Here is a 16,448-nt window from a genome sequence, read left to right on the forward strand (position 1 = left end):
GCGCTCAATGCCCGGGGGGGGCGAGGATTTCTCCGGCCTTGAGCGCGATTACCGCAACCTGCTCCTCACTGAGGCCCGGTAGTTGTTCGGCTAGCCATTCGATTGAGGCGCCAGGGATGATCTCCTTGGCGGCAGCGATATCAGCGGGGAGGGCCGGATCATCCGGGCCGCTGCTGAGATGCCGGGCGGTGTCGACACAAAGGCGTGACAGATTGGCGCGGGTATTGTCGATGCCCCGGATCAGTTGTGTCAGGAGTGTCGGCAGATTCCAGATCAAGGCGCATTTGAGTGTCAGATCCTTGAAACGGAAACCACAGGTGTCAACCTGGGCCTGTAACGAGCGTGCCGAATGGCCCGAGTGCAGCGCTTCGAGGGCGGCCAGTGGGAGTTCTTCGGCAAAAGACCAGAGGAGCAGTTCGCCGATTTCGGCGAGCAGCGAAGCCATGGCGATTTCGTCGGGCGAAATGTCGGCACGCGCCGCTCCCCAGCGCAGGGCCAGGCGACTGGCCAGGTGGGCGCGGGCTTCGCATTCGGCCAGGCCGGCATTCGCTTCGTCGGTTTCCGGGCTGTCGAGCATCAACTTGTGCACGGCATCGGTGCCCAGTTGCATGACGGTGCCCAGAGGGTTGGTGGTTTCGTGGCCGAGGCGTTGGGCACGGTGTCCTTCGGCCTCGCGCAGCAGGCGCAGGCAGAGAAAGGGGTCGGCCGCGGCAATGTCGGCCAGGTCGATGGCCGCCAGTCGTTCGCCTCGCTCGGCTTCAAGTTCAAGTAGGCGTACTTTCGAGCGCGGCATGCAGGGTAGTTCCCGCCCGCTCAGGTAGGCTGCCCATTGATCGACGCCCCAGCGCTTCTGGTGTTCCGACAGCAAGCTATTTCTCCATTGGTGGCAATGCGTTGAGAGTCAGTCGCATTACCAAGTTTCACAATTACCTTAACATCAAGCCAAATCAGGGAGGTAAAATAAATTTGTGTAACATTGTTCGGAATGTAAATGGCCTGGCAGTCAGTAGTATTCGATCCTTCAAAAATGGCCTCGGCTTCCGTCGATGTTTCATCGGAACTCGTTGCCCATTGGCTGGCCAACGGCGAGTTGCCGCCAGCGTTGGTGACTGGCCACAAGCTGATCGATTTCGAGCACTGCTTCCTCCTTTCGATCATCGCCGATTTGCGCAGGGTATGCTCCAACTATACCGGCCAGAGTGATTGCGGCACGTGCAGCGATGATCTGCAGGGGCAATGCGAGAGCCTGGTGGTTGGCATGCTCGGTGACCTCTTTGCCTTTATTCTCGATCATTTCAAGACGGAAGAAGCGGTGATGCGGGAGTCACTGCTGCTGATGGTGGATCGCAACATCTGCGAGGCACACATGGAAGATCATGCGGCGATATCGTCCAAGGTTCAGGAGATCGTTTCGTCGCTCGATTCCCGGCACGTCGTTGCGCGGATTCGAGAGCTGGATGCCTTGCTGACGCGCTGGCTGGTTAACCACATTGCCTTGCACGACCAGATTCTGATGCGCTGGATTTCCCGCGACGATTCCATGCACAAGCATCTGTGATTGCCGGATGAATCGTCGGCGCGTGGCGCTGGCGCGGTAAAATTCGCCTTCCGGTTTTTTGAAAGCAGCCATGTCCTCCCGCCTGATCTACGGTTTTCACGCCGTTACCGCAAAACTTCGCCACGATCCCGAGTCGGTCAAGGAAATCGTCATCGACGCGACGCGTCACGATGCACGGGCGCGCGACCTTCTGGCCCATGCCGAACTGCAAGGGGTCAAGGTGATTGGCGCCGACAGCAAGCGTCTTGATGGCATGGCGCCGGGCGCCAAGCACCAGGGCGTTCTTGCCCGCATCGAGGGAGATCGTAAACTGGCCCACCTCGACGATGTTCTCGACACGCTGGAGGAGCCGGCTTTTCTGCTGGTACTCGACGGCATTACCGATCCGCGCAACCTCGGTGCCTGTCTGCGCGTTGCCGATGCGGCCGGCGTCCATGCGGTGATTGCCCCGAAGGATCGTGCCGTCGGCCTGACGGATGTGGCGGCCAAGACCGCCTGCGGGGCGGCTGAAACCATGCCTTATGTAATGGTCACTAATCTGGCGCGGACGCTGCGCGAGTTGCAGGAGCGCGACATCTGGGTGGTCGGCACGGCCGGCGAGGCAGAGAGCGATCTTTACGCCGCCGAGTGGCCAAAAGCGACGGCCTGGGTGCTCGGCGCGGAGGGCGAGGGGATGCGCCGCCTGACCCGGGAAAATTGCGACCAGCTGGTCAAGATCCCGATGCACGGCTCTGTTGAAAGTCTGAATGTTTCCGTTGCCGCCGGGGTCTGTCTGTTTGAGGCGCGTCGTCGTCTGGGTTGATGCCATTCGAGGCGCTGAGGATCCACTCGTCCATCTGGATCTGGTCGGGTAGCCCGACGCTTCCCCTGATCCGGAAAGTCTGCCGTAGTCATCTTCCGGCAATGCGCATCAGCGATGATCGGGGGCGTTACCAGCGAGGATCCCCGTCATGTTGAGAACTGCCACCACCTGGGTGCGCTGTTATGGTCATTGGGTTAGCCGGTTGCCGCAGGCAACGACCATGATGTTCTCGGCTCGTTCGCGCTTAGGGCGTTCGGTCAAGATTGCCCTGTTCGGGGTCGGTGTGGTTTTGCCCCTCGGGTCGCTGATCTGGGCGCTGCTATTCTGGCATGGCAATGGTGTCCGCCGGGAACAGGCGGTACTCCATGCCGAACCTGTTTCATCCGTAATCAGTTCCTCGAGTTCGTAAGTCTTTCAGGTCAGGCGGGTTTCCGGCGTTGACCGGTAAAGGCCGGTGTGACGGGAATTTGGCAGAATTTCCATCAGGAATTTGATGTATTCTGAGGCATTACTAAATTGCGTGTTGCCCAGAGTCGTCTCTCATGGAAGCGTCGATAACATCCGTTGCAGGCCGCGCCATACCGCGCGTGGTTCGCGAGCGTCGCTGGTGGCTGGTGCTCCTTCTTGTCTGGGCGATGGGTGTCGGGTTCTCGCTGCAGTCCCACATCGACGAGGCGAGGGAAAAAGCCACTGAAGTGGCGACCGAAGGCGCCCGCAACATGTTCCGGATGGTTCTCCTGACGCGTAACTGGAATGCCAGTCACGGCGGGATCTATGTGCCGGTGACGCCGACGACGCAGCCCAATCCCTATCTAGAACATCCGCGCCGGGACCTTACGGCAACGGATGGTACCCAGCTGACCATGGTCAACCCGGCCTACATGACCCGCCTCATTGGCGAGTCGGCCGAAGTTGCGTCGGGGGCGGTATTTCGCCTGAGCAGCCTGCGCCCGATCCGGCCGGGAAACGAGCCGGATGCCTGGGAGCGACAGGCGTTGCTCTCCTTTGAACAAGGGGTCAAGGAGGTGACCGGGGTCGAGACCGGGGCGAATGGCCTGATGTTGCGCTACATGGCTCCCCTGCAGGTCAAGACAAGCTGCATGGCGTGTCATGCCAGACAGGGATACCAGGTTGGCGATATCCGCGGAGGACTGAGCATCTCCCAGCGTTATGGCCCGATCGAGGAGGTGGTTCAGGATGGGGTGCGAAGCACACTGATTATCCATGCTCTTGAGTTCATGGTCGTCGGTTTAGCCGCCTGGCTGTTGCTTGAACTACTCCGCCGCCGCTGGTTCGAGCTGGCCGGCAAGGTGGATGAACTAGAGGCTTCGCAGCGCCAGTTGCTGCAGTCGGAAAAAATGGCGTCAATCGGCCAGCTGGCGGCCGGGGTGGCTCACGAAATCAACAACCCGGTCGGCTTTGTCAATTCCAACCTCGGCTCGCTGAAGAACTATAGCCAGCAGATGATCGCCCTTCTTGAGCGTTGCCGTAGTGGGCAGGCGGGAGAGGCCGATTTTGAGGCCATCGAGTTTGATTATCTGAAGGAAGATCTGGCAGCACTGCTCAGCGAGTCACGCGACGGCCTTGAACGCGTCAAGAAGATTGTTGCCGACCTCAAGAATTTTTCCCGCATCGACGAGTCGGACTGTCAGGATGCTGACCTCAACAGCGGCATCGAGAGTACGCTCAATGTGGTCTGGAATGAACTCAAGTACAAGGCCGATGTCATCCGCGAATTGGGCGAACTGCCGCCGGTGCCCTGTGTGGTGGCGCAGATCAATCAGGTGGTGATGAACCTTCTGGTCAATGCGGTACATGCCATCGACACGCACGGCACGATCACCGTGCGTAGCGGCCACGATGAGACCTGGGCCTGGATCGAGGTCGCCGATACCGGCAAGGGCATGACCCCGGCTGTCATGCAGCGCATCTTCGAGCCGTTCTATACCACCAAGCCGGTCGGCAAAGGGACGGGGCTCGGCCTTTCGCTCTCCTACGATATCGTCAAGAAGCACGACGGCAGACTGGAGGTCAGCAGCGAAGTCGGGGTTGGCTCAACTTTCAGGGTCATTCTGCCCTTGCGCGGCAAAAAGTCGGATGGTGGGGTCGATACGCTATAGCTGCCTGGTGATCGACCCAGCTCAGCGCACCCGGTCGAGATCGGCCCGGTTTTTTTCGTCAATGTATATCCCGGTAACCCCGGGCTGGCTGCTGGCAAAGCAGCTGACTTCGACGTTGGCCAGCGTTTTCGCCTTGTGCAGTACGTCGACCGCGCAACGCCCGAAAACACTGTCAATGGTCGCCAGAAGGTTCCGGGCGTAGGGCGTTTCGAGCTTGCCATCGAGGATCAGATTGGCGATCAGGACTCCCTCAGGCTTCAACACCCGGCGGGTGCCGACCCAGAATTCGCGGGTGACCAGGTGGCTGGGAATCGAGGTGTGTGAACTGTAGACATCGACAACCACGGCATCGAAGCGGCGCTCGCTGGTTGCGATGAACCGGCGGGCATCGTCGGCGATGAATTCACCACGGGCCGGTTCGTGCAGGAAGTGTTTTTCGGCGATGGCCCGGATGGCCGGATCGATGTCGACGTAGGTGTAGTGATTGAGCGGCTCCCGATGCGACAGGGTGAAGCCCCCGGCGCCCAGGACGAGGATGTCCTTGCCCGCGAAACCCAGATCGTTGAGCAGGATCTGGCGCAGATGCCGGATATAGCGGGTGTAGTTGGGCGGCTCGCTGTCGTCGAGCAGTGAGGCGGTGGACTTGTTGACCCAGAAGGCGCGTGGGTCCTTCTGTCCCGGGAGGTCGACGGGGCCGATAAGGTATTCGGCGTAGGCTGTATCGGCAGTGACTTCATGGTGGAGATTGAGGCCGGCAGCGATGACGGCAATCACTCCGGCCAGGATCGTTATTTTTACGTCACGCCGGGCCAGCAGCAGGGTGCCGACGAGCAGGCCCAGTGCGCAGGTGAAGACGGCTGCCGACACGCCCAGCCATTGCATGACGACCAGTGACAGGCTGAGCGAACCGAGGAAGGAGCCGAGCGTGGACCAATATAGCGCCAGGCCGCTGGCCTCCCCGGTGCGCTCGGTTTTCATCAGGTTGGTCAGGATCGGCACGGTCTGGCCGAGTAGCCAGGCGAGCGGACAGAGGACGCCGCCGACGAAGACGAGGTAGGCGACAAGCACCGGCTGGAGGTGGGCGAACATCCAGTCGACGCTGATCCCGGCCAGCCCTAGGCCGGCCAGCCCGGCGGCGATCATGAAATTTCGGGCAACGATAGTGCGGTAATTGGCGGCGACCCTGGCGCCCGAGGCGTAACCGAGGGCCAGCGCAAGGAGAAAAAAGCCGATGGTCGGTGCCGTGACGACGATGGAACTGCCGACATGCGGGACCAGTCGGCGCAGTGCGATGACCTCAGCCCCGAGTGAGCAGAAACCTTCGATGAAAACGATGGTGTAGAGGAGAAAGCGGGACATCAGGCGTACTTCCGGTATTTCTGCCAGGCACTTGCGCTGAAGATGAGCAGGCCGAGCCAGATCAGCGCAAAACTGACGAGGCGGGCCGGCTGCAAGGGTTCATCGAAGAGGACGATGGCGGTGACGAACTGCATGGTCGGGTTGATGTACATGAGCATGCCGACCATCGCCAGATCGAGGCGCTGGGTGGCGGCGGCGAAGGCCATCAGGGGCAGGGCGGTCATGATGCCGGAACCGATCAGCAGCACGGTGGTGGTATTTGCGGCAACCGTGAATACGAAGTGACCGTGTTCCGCCTGCCAGACGGCGTAGATCAGGCAGATCGGCAGCATCGCCAGGGTTTCCAGCCACAGGCCGGAAATGGCATCGATCGGCACCTGCTTGCGGAGCAGGCCATAGGTACCGAAGGTGGCAGCGAGGAATAGCGATATCCACGGCAGGGTGCCGAGGGCCACCAACTCATTGCCGATGGCTACGCCCGCCAGGGCAATAGCCAGCCATTCCTGGCGGTTGAGTTTTTCCTTGAGGACGAGCAAACCGAGCAAAACGTTAACCAGCGGGGTGAGGAAATAGCCAAGGCTGGCGGCGACCAGCTGATGCTGGTCGAGTGCCCATAAAAAGCCGAGCCAGTTGCTACCGAGGAGCAGGGCGGCGACGCTCAGGCGGATTAGGTGGCTGGGCATCCGGAACATCGCGCGAATCTTGTCCCAGCGTCGGCGCAGGGTGAGCAGCAGGGTGACGAAAACGAAGGCCCAGGCCGTGCGGTTAGACAGAATGTCCATCGGCGAAATATCCGCCAGTTGCCTGAAGTAGATCGGAAAGCAGCCCCAGATGACGTAGGCGAGCAGGCCGTAAGCGATGCCGGCTCCTTGGCTTTTGGGTGACATCAAGCTTAGTCGCGCAGCAGTTTCAGTGCCGGCGAGCGGTAGTCGCGGCGAAAAAGCACGATCAGCACGGCGATGGCCAAGGCACCAAGGGCGGCCGGGTTGAGCAGCCAGCCGGAGGCGGCAAGGCCGAAATAATAGGCCCGGATGCCGCGGTTGAAGTCGTCGCCGGCCAGGTTGTTGGCCCCGGCGACGCGCTCGGCGTAGGCGTCGATGCCGGCTTCACCGGATTTGCCGTAGGGGGCGGCACCGACGAGGATGGAGAGCAGGTTGAACTGGCGGAGCGACCAGGTGAATTTGAAGTAGGCAAAGACGAACGAGCCGAGGAGCAGCATCAGCTTGATTTCAAGGAGTTCGCGGTTGCCGGCGCCACCAAAGGGCAGGTCGGCGGTGAAGCTGAGCAATTTGTCGGAGGCGCCCAGCGCGGCGACCAGGCCGGCGATGATGTAGATGGTGGTGTTGGCGTAAAAAGAAACACTGGTCACCAGATTGCCGATCAGCGTCGAATCGGCCACCCGAAGGTCACGCTCCAGCATGCGATAGGCCCAGGTCAGGCGGTAGTGCTGGCTGGTATGGATTAGACCGTTGGCACCGCGCTGGCTGTGTTCGGAATACCAGGCATAGCCGGCCCAACTGGCGAAGAAAATGACCAGGGAAATCCAGTCGGCGGCAGAAAGATGGGGTAGAGCATGCATGCCTGCATATTGCCATAGGCGATCCTTATCCGACATGGTGAAACCGTTGTTGTCGCACGGACCATCATGGGATTATGCTAAAAGTGTTACTTTGTGACTGGCATCACATTCTCGCTTCGGTTCACCGGCCAAGAGGATCATCCAGGCGTTGCCTCCATGAACAGAATGCATTCGATCACCTTGAGTTTCCACGACCCGGTCACCGAGTGTGCCTTTGCCCGGCAATTGGTGCCGCGTCTGCGCCTTCAGGGGCGGGCGGCGATTGTCGTCGGCGTGATCATTTATTTCCTGTATGGCACCCTCGATCACCTGTTTGTCCCGCCCGAGCAACTGGGCATGGTTTGGGGCATTCGCATGCTGGCGTTGACCGTGCCGCTGGTGGTCATCGGGCTGACCTTTTCGCGCTGGTTCGAGCGCGCCAACCAGTTTCCGCTGGCTTTGGTCGGGCTGTCGTCGGCGCTTGGTCTGATCCTCATGCTCTGGCATCTGCCGGTCGAAAGCAGCGGCTACTACTACCCGGGCCTGATGCTCGCCACCTTCTATACCTACAATCTGCTCGGCGCCCGCTTCATTCATGCCCTCGGCGTCAATGTCTTCGTCCTGCTCCTCTACAACATCCTGTTTGGCTACGTACGTGCCTATCCCGAGCCTATTCTGCTGAGCGAAAATTTTTTCATGATCTCGGCCAACCTGATCGGCGGTGCTGCCGGCTATCTGGTCGAATATCAGCGCCGCCAGCTTTTTCTGCGTGAGCAGCAACTCGATGAGGAGCGTCGTCAGCACCTCGAGCGCTCACTGCATGACCGCCTGACCGGCCTGCCCAATCGCGACCTGCTCGACGACCGGATCAAGCAGGCCTTGGCGCTGGCGCGTCGTGACGCCGAGCGGCATGCCGGCTTTTTTCTCGATCTCGATGGATTCAAGAGCGTGAACGACCAGTTGGGACATGAAGTCGGCGATATCGTGCTGCGTGAAATAGCCCGTCGCCTGATTGCTGCGACGCGTGAAACGGACACCATTTCACGTCTCGGTGGTGACGAGTTTTTCCTGCTTGTGCAGGATATCGGTTCATGCGATGCGGCCGCCCATCTGGCGGCAAAGCTCATCGATCTGATCGAGCAGCCGGTCGCCGGCCTGCCGTCATCACTGGCCCTCAGTGCCAGCATCGGCATTTGCCTGTTTCCCCGGAGTGGGCTGGAAAACAGTGCCGAGGCGATTATCCGCTGGGCTGACCAGGCCATGTACCGGGCCAAGGCCGGGGGCAAGCGGGGCTATTTCCTGGCCGACTAGGTGCTCGGAAGTGGCGCCAAACTCCTGTATCCTGCCTGCCTTTGAAAATCGAGGGGAACAGAGATGGGACAGGCGAAAAATCGGGGTTCGCAGGCCGAACGAATTGCTCAGGCGCAAGCCAAAATCGAGGCGACGCGTCCGGAAAAACTTGTCTGCAACGGCTGCGGCGCCGAGGTGGCGACCATTAATCCGGTCAGCACGCGTGGCCTGCGTGGCATTGACGCGATCTGGGTCGGCCAGTGCGAGTGCGGCCAGACGACCTTTGCCGCCTCGGGTGAGCCGAAAGCCGTCGAAGCCTTCTTCTATGCGCTGAGCGAAAATACCGAGCTGACGCTGGGTCGCCAGAGCAAGGATGGTGGCGAGCACGAGACCGCCTGATTCGGTACTACCGTTTGCCTGATCGTCATGACTGCGGTGGCGCAAGTTCTTGATTTATTCGGGCTGATTCCTTTTCGATGGGTGCCCATTACGAAGAAACGACTAATAAATCAAGCGCCTAGAAGTTATTTCTGATTGCGCAAGAGCACAATCAGCGCGCCTTCGCCGCCATCCGGCGGCTTGGCCTGGCAATAGGCCAATACCTCCTGGCGCTGCGCCAGCCAGCCGCGTACCAGTTGGCGCAGGATTGAGGTCTTTTGCGGCGAACCCAGCCCCTTGCCATGCACGACGCGGACGCAGCGCTTGCCTTGATGCAGGCAGGTGGCGAGGAAGGTGGCAAGTTGCTGCCGCGCTTCGTCGCGGTTCAGTCCGTGCAGATCTGTTTCATCCTGGGTGACCCAGCGTCCCCGCCGCAAATCGCGCAGGACCATCTGGGCCAGTCCATGGCGCAGGTAGTGCGGCTCGTCACCACCTTCCAGCCTGTCCTGCAGGCCGATCGGCCCGTGCAGGCTTTCATGCAGGGCGGCCTGCTCGTCAGCGAGATGCTGCAACGGTCGGGGTGGGGGCGGTCGGGTGCCGTGCATGACCAGGTTGGGTGGCGGGAGTGGCTGGACGCCGGTCATGGCGGCACGGAATTCCGCCTGCTCCGGGGCTAGCGGTACGCTTGGTAGCGTTGAATCGCTCTCCGGTGTGGCGCTCCAGTGCGCTGGCAGTGCCTGTGCCTGAGCTTTTCGCGGTGCCGGGGGTGGCTTTTCGCCGTCCGCCGGGCGCGGTGCAATGAACTTTTTCGGTTGGTTCAGCTGAACACGATTGACCGGCGGCAGCGGCTTGATGTCAGCCACTGCCGCCTGGAAGGCAGCGAGGTCTTCCGGGTCGATCAAATTCAGGCGAGTGCGTCGAGGTAACGCTCGGCATCGAGAGCCGCCATGCAGCCGGTACCGGCCGAGGTGCAGGCCTGCTTGTAGATCTGGTCCTGCACATCGCCGGCAGCGAAAATGCCGGTGATGCTGGTCTGCGTGGCGTTGCCGTTACGGCCGGCTTCGGTCACCAGATAACCGTTGTCCATCGCCAGTTGGCCGGCAAAGATGTCGGTATTCGGCTTGTGGCCGATGGCGATGAAGACACCGTGCACGGCGATATCCTGAGTGGCGCCAGTGTCCTTGTTCTTGACGCGCAGGCCAGTAACGCCGGAGTCGTCGCCGAGCACTTCATCGAGGGTTGTGTTGTAGAGGATGGTGACCTTGCCTTCTGCGGCTTTCTTGAACAGCTTGTCCTGCATGATTTTCTCCGCCTTGAATTTTTCGCGGCGATGAATCAGTGTCACATGGCTGGCAATATTGGCCAGGTAAAGTGCTTCTTCAACAGCGGTATTGCCGCCACCGACGACCGCAACCGGCTTGTTGCGATAGAAAAAACCGTCACAGGTGGCGCAGGCCGAAACCCCCTTGCCCATGAATTTTTCTTCGGAAGGCAGGCCAAGGTACTGGGCCGAGGCGCCGGTCGAGATGATCAGGGCGTCGCAGGTGTAGGTGCCGGCATCGCCGATCAGGGTGAACGGCTTTTGGGTCAGTTGGGCGGTATGAATGTGGTCGAAGACGATGTCGGTTTCGAAGCGGCGGGCATGGGCTTCGAAACGGGCCATCAGCTCGGGGCCCTGAACGCCATCGGCATCGGCCGGCCAATTGTCGACTTCAGTTGTCGTCATCAGCTGGCCGCCCTGGGCCATGCCGGTGATCAGCACCGGCTTGAGATTGGCGCGGGCGGCATAGACGGCGGCAGTGTAGCCGGCCGGGCCGGAGCCGAGAATGATGAGGGGATTGTGACGGGCGTTTTGGGACATGTTCATCCTCTTGGGTGATTAATGGGAAAATTATAGCGTTCTCTGAGCCGGCAATTTTTTCGAAGTTCCTATGTTATTTGGGAAACAGGTTTATAATCATTTCGTAACTCTATGAACGGAAACTGATTTATGTCAGCAACCCAACCTGGTTTAAGCTTGGTTATCTTGCGTAATGTCCCTCTGTTTTCGGGGCTTGATGACCACGAGCTGGAAAAACTCGCGAAGTTGGCCGGGCGCAAGCGGGTCGAACGTGCGGCTACGGTTGTCCGGGCCGGTGATGCGACAGATTCCCTCTATGTGCTGATCAGCGGCCGGGCCAAAGTGACCAATACGGACGAAGAAGGGCGGGAAATCATTCTCGCCTGGCTTGGTCCGGGTGAATTTTTTGGCGAAATGGGCCTGATCGACGGCAGCCCGCGTTCAGCCAATGTGGTTGCCGCCGAAACCTGCGAGTTGCTGTTCCTGGACAAGAGCTCCCTGCAGCAATGCATGCAGGAGAATTTCCAGGTCGCGATGAAACTCATGAAGATCCTCGTTCTGCGCTTGCGCGAGGCGGATCGCAAGATTGAAAGCCTGGCCCTGCTCGATGTGTACGGTCGTGTGGCGCGCCTTCTGCTCGATATGTCGGAGTTGGTTGAGGGCAATCGCGTGGTGAAGAAAAAGATGTCGAAGCAGGATATGGCGAAAATGATTGGTGCCTCGCGCGAAATGGTCAGCAAGGTCATGCGTGATCTCGAACTGAGCGGCTACATACGGATCGAGAACGATCTGGTGGTTATTCCCGGGGCTGCCTGACTGTGGGCGCACGGATGGTCAATCGGGCGATGGCGCCCAGCCCGCTACCTGAGAAGATCGGGTCCTTGTTACAGGAGTCGCGCTGGCTGGGTGTCGGTGCCGTAGCACTGTTTTTGATCATGGCCCTGTGGGGATTCAGCAAGGATGACCCGGGCTGGTCGCATGCCATCGGTTCGGCCACCATGCATAATCCGGCCGGCCGTGCCGGCGCTTGGATCGCCGACCTTATGCTCTATATCTTCGGATTGTCCGCCTGGTGGTGGATCGTGCTGCTCGGCATGTTCGTGTGGTGGGGGTTCCGTAAGTTTCATTCGCCCGACGAACACAAGCAGCATCCGCTGTTCATCTCCCTCGGCGGCTTTTCCTTCCTGCTGGTGGCCAGTTCTGCCCTCGAAGCCCTGCGTTTTTATAGCCTCAAGGCGGCGCTGCCGCTGGTCCCGGGTGGTGTGCTGGGGGTCGAAGTCGGCCGCGTGCTGGCGACCCAGTTTGGCTATACCGGTTCAACCCTGTTCCTGCTCGCCGTGATGGCTGTCGGATGGAGTATTTTTTCCGGCATGTCGTGGGTCTGGGCCTTTGAACAACTTGGCCTGACCCTTGAAGCTATCGTCGGCTTTTTCTACGGCCGCGTCGATGCCTGGCGCGACCGGCAGATCGGCAAGGAAGTCGCGCAGAAGCGTGAAGTGGTGGTCAAGGAAGAAAAGCAGCGCGTCGAGCTGCACGATCCGATCATCATCGAAGCGCCAGCGCCGGAAGTGCCGGTGTCGAAAAAAGCCGAGCAGCGCATCGAGCGCGAAAAACAGGTGGCGCTCTTTCCCGAGGCTATTTTCGGTGGGCAGTTGCCGCCGCTCCACCTGCTCGACCCGGCCCCGCCGGCCACTGAGACGGTCAGCCCGGAAACCCTTGAATACACGTCGCGCCTGATCGAGCGCAAGCTGGCCGACTTCGGCGTTCAGGTCAAGGTGCTCGCCGCCATGCCCGGCCCGGTCATTACCCGTTATGAAATCGAGCCGGCGATTGGCGTCAAGGGCGCCCAGATCGTCAATCTGGCCCGTGATCTGGCCCGCGCCCTGGCCATGGTGTCGATCCGCGTCGTCGAAACGGTGCCCGGCAAGTCGTGCATGGCACTTGAACTGCCCAATCCCAAGCGGCAGATGGTGAAATTGTCTGAGATCATTTCGAGCAAGCCCTACAACGACATGAGCAGCCCACTCACCGTCTGCCTCGGCAAGGACATCGGTGGTCAGCCGGTGGTCGCCGATCTGGCCAAGACGCCGCATCTGCTGGTCGCCGGGACGACCGGTTCGGGCAAGTCGGTAGGCGTCAATGCGATGATCCTGTCCATGCTCTACAAGGCCGAGCCGGATCAGGTGCGTCTCATCATGGTCGATCCCAAGATGCTCGAACTGTCGATCTACGAGGGTATCCCGCACCTGCTGGCACCGGTCGTCACCGATATGAAGCAGGCGGCCAACGCGCTGCATTGGTGTGTCACCGAGATGGAAAAGCGCTACAAGCTGATGTCGGCCATGGGCGTGCGCAATATCGCCGGCCTCAATACCAAGATTCGTGACGCCGAAAAGCGCGGCGAGCATATTGCCAATCCTTTGTCCCTGACGCCGGAAACTCCAGAGCCGCTCAAGACCATGCCCTTCATCGTGGTCATCATCGACGAACTGGCCGACCTCATGATGGTGGTCGGCAAGAAGGTCGAGGAGCAGATCGCCCGTCTGGCACAAAAGGCCCGTGCTTCCGGTATCCACCTCGTGCTGGCGACGCAGCGGCCGAGTGTCGACGTGATTACCGGCCTGATCAAGGCCAATATCCCGACCCGTCTTTCCTTCCAGGTCTCAAGCAAGATCGACTCGCGCACCATTCTCGACCAGATGGGGGCCGAAGCCCTGCTTGGTCAGGGCGACATGCTATATCTGGCACCGGGTACCGGCTATCCGACCCGCGTCCATGGTGCTTTTGTCTCTGATGATGAAGTGCATCGGGTGGTCGAGCATCTCAAGGCGACCGGTACGCCGGAGTATATCGAGGATATTCTCAACGGTTCGGGCGGTGATGACGAGGAAGGTGGCGAGGCCGGGGAGGGCTGTGGTGACGCCGAGAGTGATCCGCTTTACGATCAGGCTGTCGATATTGTCCTGAAGAATCAGCGTGCTTCAATTTCGCTGGTTCAGCGCCACCTGCGCATCGGTTACAACCGCTCGGCGCGGCTCATCGAGGCAATGGAAAAAGCCGGGCTGGTGTCCGGTATGGACGGTCGGGGCGGGCGCGAAGTGCTGATGAAGAAACCGGCAGAGTAATCGTCGCCGGTATTTGTCAGCAATTCGTTACACCCTGAAACAACACGCCACCCCACGATCCGCTAAGCTTGCCTCATGAAAATTGCCCGACAATTACTGCTGACTGCTGCTTTCTCCGTATTCCCGCTGCTCGCCCAGGCCGGTGCGATTGAACAACTGCATGACTTCCTGAAAAGCACGCGTACGCTGAAAGCTGATTTTTCCCAGATGGTGATTGGCAAGAACGGGCGCAAGCCGCAGCAATCATCAGGAATTGTGAGCATTTCGCGGCCGGGTAAGCTGCGCTGGGAAATCCAGAAGCCATATCCGCAACTGGTCGTGGGTGACGGCGAAAAGGTCTGGATTCACGACCCCGACCTGCAGCAGGTAACCGTCCGCAAGGCCGGGCAAGCCATCGGTGGCTCTCCGGCCGCCTTGCTCTCGGGCAGCAATGAGCTGGAAAAGAACTTCACCCTCAGGGAAGTCGGCGAGGCCGAAGGTATGGCCTGGGTCGAAGCGACGCCGAAGGCCGGTGACAGCGGGTTCGAGAAAGTTCGTCTCGGCTTTGCCGGTAATGACCTAAAAGCGATGGAGTTGCAGGACAGCTTCGGGCAGACCACGCATATTCGATTTGCCAGGATTGAACGCAATCCGGCCTTGCCGCCCAGTACCTTCAAATTCACCCCGCCGGCCGGGGTTGATGTGGTGGGCGAGTAGGTCGATTAAGGCACCGGCTTACTGCATCGAGTGCAGGCCGATCATGTTGTCTTCGCTATCAACGATCAGGGCGATGTATCCGTATTGTCCGATCGACATCTTGTCCTTGTGGATGCGCCCCCCGGCTTTGGCCGCCTTGGCTGCCTGTACGGCGCAGTCGGTGCAACTGAAGTACACCAGCACGCTGTTGTCGCCGGATGAAAAACCCGGCATCTTGACCAGTGCGCCGGAGGCACCATAGCCGTCAGGCTGCATCGGAAAGGCCCACATCTCAAGGCCGGGGCTTTCCAGTTGGCTCAGTTCAACGTCGAATACTGCCTGATAAAAGGCTTTCGCACGGGCCATGTCCTGCACGTAAATTTCAAACCAGCCGACCGGATTGTTCATGATTGCCCTTTCAGGGTACTGTTGCCGTAGATGGCCGGTTTCAGAAATGCAATTTTTTCTGCCTCTGCCTGATCCCGGAGGTAAACTTGGTAGATCAATTTTGACTTCTTGGGTTCCCGATGAAAATACTGTTGGTGGATGATTCCCGCGCAATCGCCATGGTCATGGGGGCCCGGCTCGAGTCTTTCGGCCACGACGTCAAGCACGCCATCAATGGTGAGCGGGCAATCGAGTTTTTCAAGGCGGAATCTTTCGATCTGATCCTCATGGATATCGAAATGCCGGGCATGAACGGATTTGAGGTAACCACCCGGATTCGCGCCCTGGAAGGCCTCGATGCCTGGGCATGGACGCCGATTATTTTCGTCACGGCGACCGATACCGACACCAATCTGGTGACCGCTATTGAGGCGGGGGGTGATGACTTCATTTCGAAGTCGGTGCCGGAAAATGTCCTGCAGGCGAAGATGAAGGCAATGTCGCGGATTGCCGCGATGCGTACGCGGCTCTATCTGGCTAACCGAAAACTCAAGGATCAGGCCAGCCGGGATGGTTTGACCGGACTGCTCAATCGTCGCGCCATGGATATGCAGGTGGATATCGATTGGGAAACGGCAACGCTCTCCGCCAGACCGTTCAGTCTGTTGATGGTCGACGTCGATAACTTCAAAAAATACAACGACCACTACGGACACCAGACTGGTGATGATTGTCTGAGAGCGGTTGCCAACTGCCTCGAGGAGTGTATTCAGCGGGTCAACAATGACCGGGTCGCCCAGGGGGCATTTGTTGCCCGTTATGGTGGCGAAGAGTTTGCCGTAGTCATTCCCGATGCGGCACCCGGCGTTCACGCCGGTATTGCGGCCAGCCTGATCGAATCGGTTCATGCCATGGGTATTCCTCATGAATTGAACGGAAATTTCGGCGTGGTCACGATTTCGCTGGGGGCCGCCTGCTGCGATCCCGCCGTGGGCGAAATCAAGCCACTTTTCCGACTGGCCGATCAACTGCTCTACAAGGCCAAGGAAGCTGGACGCAACCGGGCTGAAGTGGCTTGGCCGACTGGCTGGCCGGCCGACCCGGCGTAGCCTCCCGGCCCTTTGGGATACCCTATGAAACCAGGTTTGATCGCCTGCCTAGCCCTGGCGGCATGCTCCTCCTGGCATTGGGAAAAGCCCGGTGCGCTGGATGGCGATTATTCGCGCGACGAAATCGTCTGCAAGCAACAGGTTTATTCCGGCACCGACGGTATCGTCACCAATGCCAGTGTTCGCCGCATGCATGCCTGCATGGTCGCGAGAGGCTGGCGGAAAGCCGAAAACTAGTTGCCGCCAA

The 16,448-nt window shown here is 59.8% G+C and carries 18 protein-coding genes; 11 read left to right on the forward strand and 7 right to left on the reverse strand.

The window, feature by feature from the left end; all coding sequences use genetic code 11:
* Positions 1-4: 4 nt before the first annotated feature.
* Complete coding sequence (locus tag HYN24_RS05385) at positions 5-868, reverse strand: HDOD domain-containing protein (protein ID WP_117608300.1); 864 nt, start codon at positions 866-868, stop codon at positions 5-7.
* Between the two features lie 123 nt (positions 869-991).
* Between HYN24_RS05385 and HYN24_RS05390 the strand changes: the two genes are divergently transcribed.
* From HYN24_RS05390 to HYN24_RS05405, 4 genes are all read left to right on the forward strand, one after another.
* Positions 992-1,558, forward strand: coding sequence for a bacteriohemerythrin (locus tag HYN24_RS05390; RefSeq protein ID WP_117608301.1), 567 nt, complete (start codon positions 992-994; stop codon positions 1,556-1,558).
* A 70-nt stretch (positions 1,559-1,628) separates the two neighbouring features.
* Complete coding sequence (rlmB, locus tag HYN24_RS05395; protein ID WP_117608302.1) at positions 1,629-2,360, forward strand: 23S rRNA (guanosine(2251)-2'-O)-methyltransferase RlmB; 732 nt, start codon at positions 1,629-1,631, stop codon at positions 2,358-2,360.
* A gap of 148 nt (positions 2,361-2,508) precedes the next feature.
* Positions 2,509-2,769, forward strand: coding sequence for a hypothetical protein (locus tag HYN24_RS05400; RefSeq protein WP_162888599.1), 261 nt, complete (start codon positions 2,509-2,511; stop codon positions 2,767-2,769).
* Between the two features lie 133 nt (positions 2,770-2,902).
* Positions 2,903-4,480 carry an ATP-binding protein gene (locus HYN24_RS05405; protein ID WP_117608304.1) on the forward strand — a complete coding sequence of 526 codons (1,578 nt, stop codon included), beginning with the start codon at positions 2,903-2,905 and terminating at the stop codon, positions 4,478-4,480.
* 21 nt (positions 4,481-4,501) lie between these two features.
* Here the strand turns inward: HYN24_RS05405 and HYN24_RS05410 are convergent, their stop codons facing one another.
* From HYN24_RS05410 to HYN24_RS05420, 3 genes are read right to left on the reverse strand one after another with little or no spacing between them, the layout of a single operon-like run.
* Entirely contained in the window at positions 4,502-5,839 is a 1,338-nt protein-coding gene (locus HYN24_RS05410) for a fused MFS/spermidine synthase (protein WP_117608305.1), read from the reverse strand.
* Positions 5,839-6,726, reverse strand: a complete 888-nt coding sequence (gene rarD / locus HYN24_RS05415) for an EamA family transporter RarD (protein WP_117608306.1) — start codon at positions 6,724-6,726, stop codon at positions 5,839-5,841. Before rarD ends, HYN24_RS05410 begins: the two co-directional genes overlap by 1 nt.
* A 5-nt stretch (positions 6,727-6,731) precedes the next feature.
* A complete protein-coding gene (locus HYN24_RS05420) occupies positions 6,732-7,418 on the reverse strand; it encodes a DUF599 domain-containing protein (RefSeq protein WP_240327739.1) in 687 nt (228 codons plus the stop codon).
* 156 nt (positions 7,419-7,574) lie between these two features.
* Here HYN24_RS05420 and HYN24_RS05425 point away from each other — a divergent pair, with 156 nt between their 5' ends.
* Positions 7,575-8,708: a GGDEF domain-containing protein gene (locus HYN24_RS05425; RefSeq protein ID WP_117608308.1), complete on the forward strand. Its 1,134-nt coding sequence runs from the start codon at positions 7,575-7,577 to the stop codon at positions 8,706-8,708.
* A 63-nt stretch (positions 8,709-8,771) separates the two neighbouring features.
* Positions 8,772-9,086 carry a hypothetical protein gene (locus HYN24_RS05430; RefSeq protein ID WP_117608309.1) on the forward strand — a complete coding sequence of 105 codons (315 nt, stop codon included), beginning with the start codon at positions 8,772-8,774 and terminating at the stop codon, positions 9,084-9,086.
* Between the two features lie 125 nt (positions 9,087-9,211).
* Here HYN24_RS05430 and HYN24_RS05435 read toward each other — a convergent pair whose 3' ends face one another.
* The gene (locus HYN24_RS05435) at positions 9,212-9,967 is read right to left on the reverse strand and encodes a Smr/MutS family protein (RefSeq protein WP_240327740.1); all 756 of its coding nucleotides are present in this window, start codon (positions 9,965-9,967) and stop codon (positions 9,212-9,214) included.
* 2 nt (positions 9,968-9,969) lie between these two features.
* Positions 9,970-10,926 carry a thioredoxin-disulfide reductase gene (gene trxB / locus HYN24_RS05440; RefSeq protein WP_117610218.1) on the reverse strand — a complete coding sequence of 319 codons (957 nt, stop codon included), beginning with the start codon at positions 10,924-10,926 and terminating at the stop codon, positions 9,970-9,972.
* Between the two features lie 129 nt (positions 10,927-11,055).
* Here trxB and HYN24_RS05445 point away from each other — a divergent pair, with 129 nt between their 5' ends.
* From HYN24_RS05445 to lolA, 3 genes are all read left to right on the forward strand, one after another.
* Positions 11,056-11,721: a Crp/Fnr family transcriptional regulator gene (locus HYN24_RS05445; RefSeq protein WP_205421447.1), complete on the forward strand. Its 666-nt coding sequence runs from the start codon at positions 11,056-11,058 to the stop codon at positions 11,719-11,721.
* 14 nt (positions 11,722-11,735) lie between these two features.
* Positions 11,736-14,030, forward strand: coding sequence for a DNA translocase FtsK (locus tag HYN24_RS05450; protein WP_117608310.1), 2,295 nt, complete (start codon positions 11,736-11,738; stop codon positions 14,028-14,030).
* A 75-nt stretch (positions 14,031-14,105) separates the two neighbouring features.
* Positions 14,106-14,726 (forward strand): outer membrane lipoprotein chaperone LolA, encoded by a 621-nt coding sequence (lolA, locus tag HYN24_RS05455; protein ID WP_117608311.1) that lies wholly within the window; start codon positions 14,106-14,108, stop codon positions 14,724-14,726.
* An 18-nt stretch (positions 14,727-14,744) separates the two neighbouring features.
* Here the strand turns inward: lolA and HYN24_RS05460 are convergent, their stop codons facing one another.
* Positions 14,745-15,113 (reverse strand): VOC family protein, encoded by a 369-nt coding sequence (locus tag HYN24_RS05460; protein ID WP_240327742.1) that lies wholly within the window; start codon positions 15,111-15,113, stop codon positions 14,745-14,747.
* A gap of 119 nt (positions 15,114-15,232) precedes the next feature.
* On the opposite strand from HYN24_RS05460, the gene HYN24_RS05465 reads away from it, so the two are divergent.
* Both HYN24_RS05465 and HYN24_RS05470 read left to right on the forward strand, forming a co-directional pair.
* Positions 15,233-16,201 (forward strand): diguanylate cyclase, encoded by a 969-nt coding sequence (locus tag HYN24_RS05465; RefSeq protein WP_117608312.1) that lies wholly within the window; start codon positions 15,233-15,235, stop codon positions 16,199-16,201.
* A gap of 24 nt (positions 16,202-16,225) precedes the next feature.
* Positions 16,226-16,438 (forward strand): hypothetical protein, encoded by a 213-nt coding sequence (locus HYN24_RS05470; RefSeq protein ID WP_117608313.1) that lies wholly within the window; start codon positions 16,226-16,228, stop codon positions 16,436-16,438.
* The last annotated feature ends 10 nt before the right edge of the window (positions 16,439-16,448 follow it).

Source organism: Dechloromonas sp. HYN0024 (genome assembly GCF_003441615.1).
Lineage (GTDB): Bacteria > Pseudomonadota > Gammaproteobacteria > Burkholderiales > Rhodocyclaceae > Azonexus.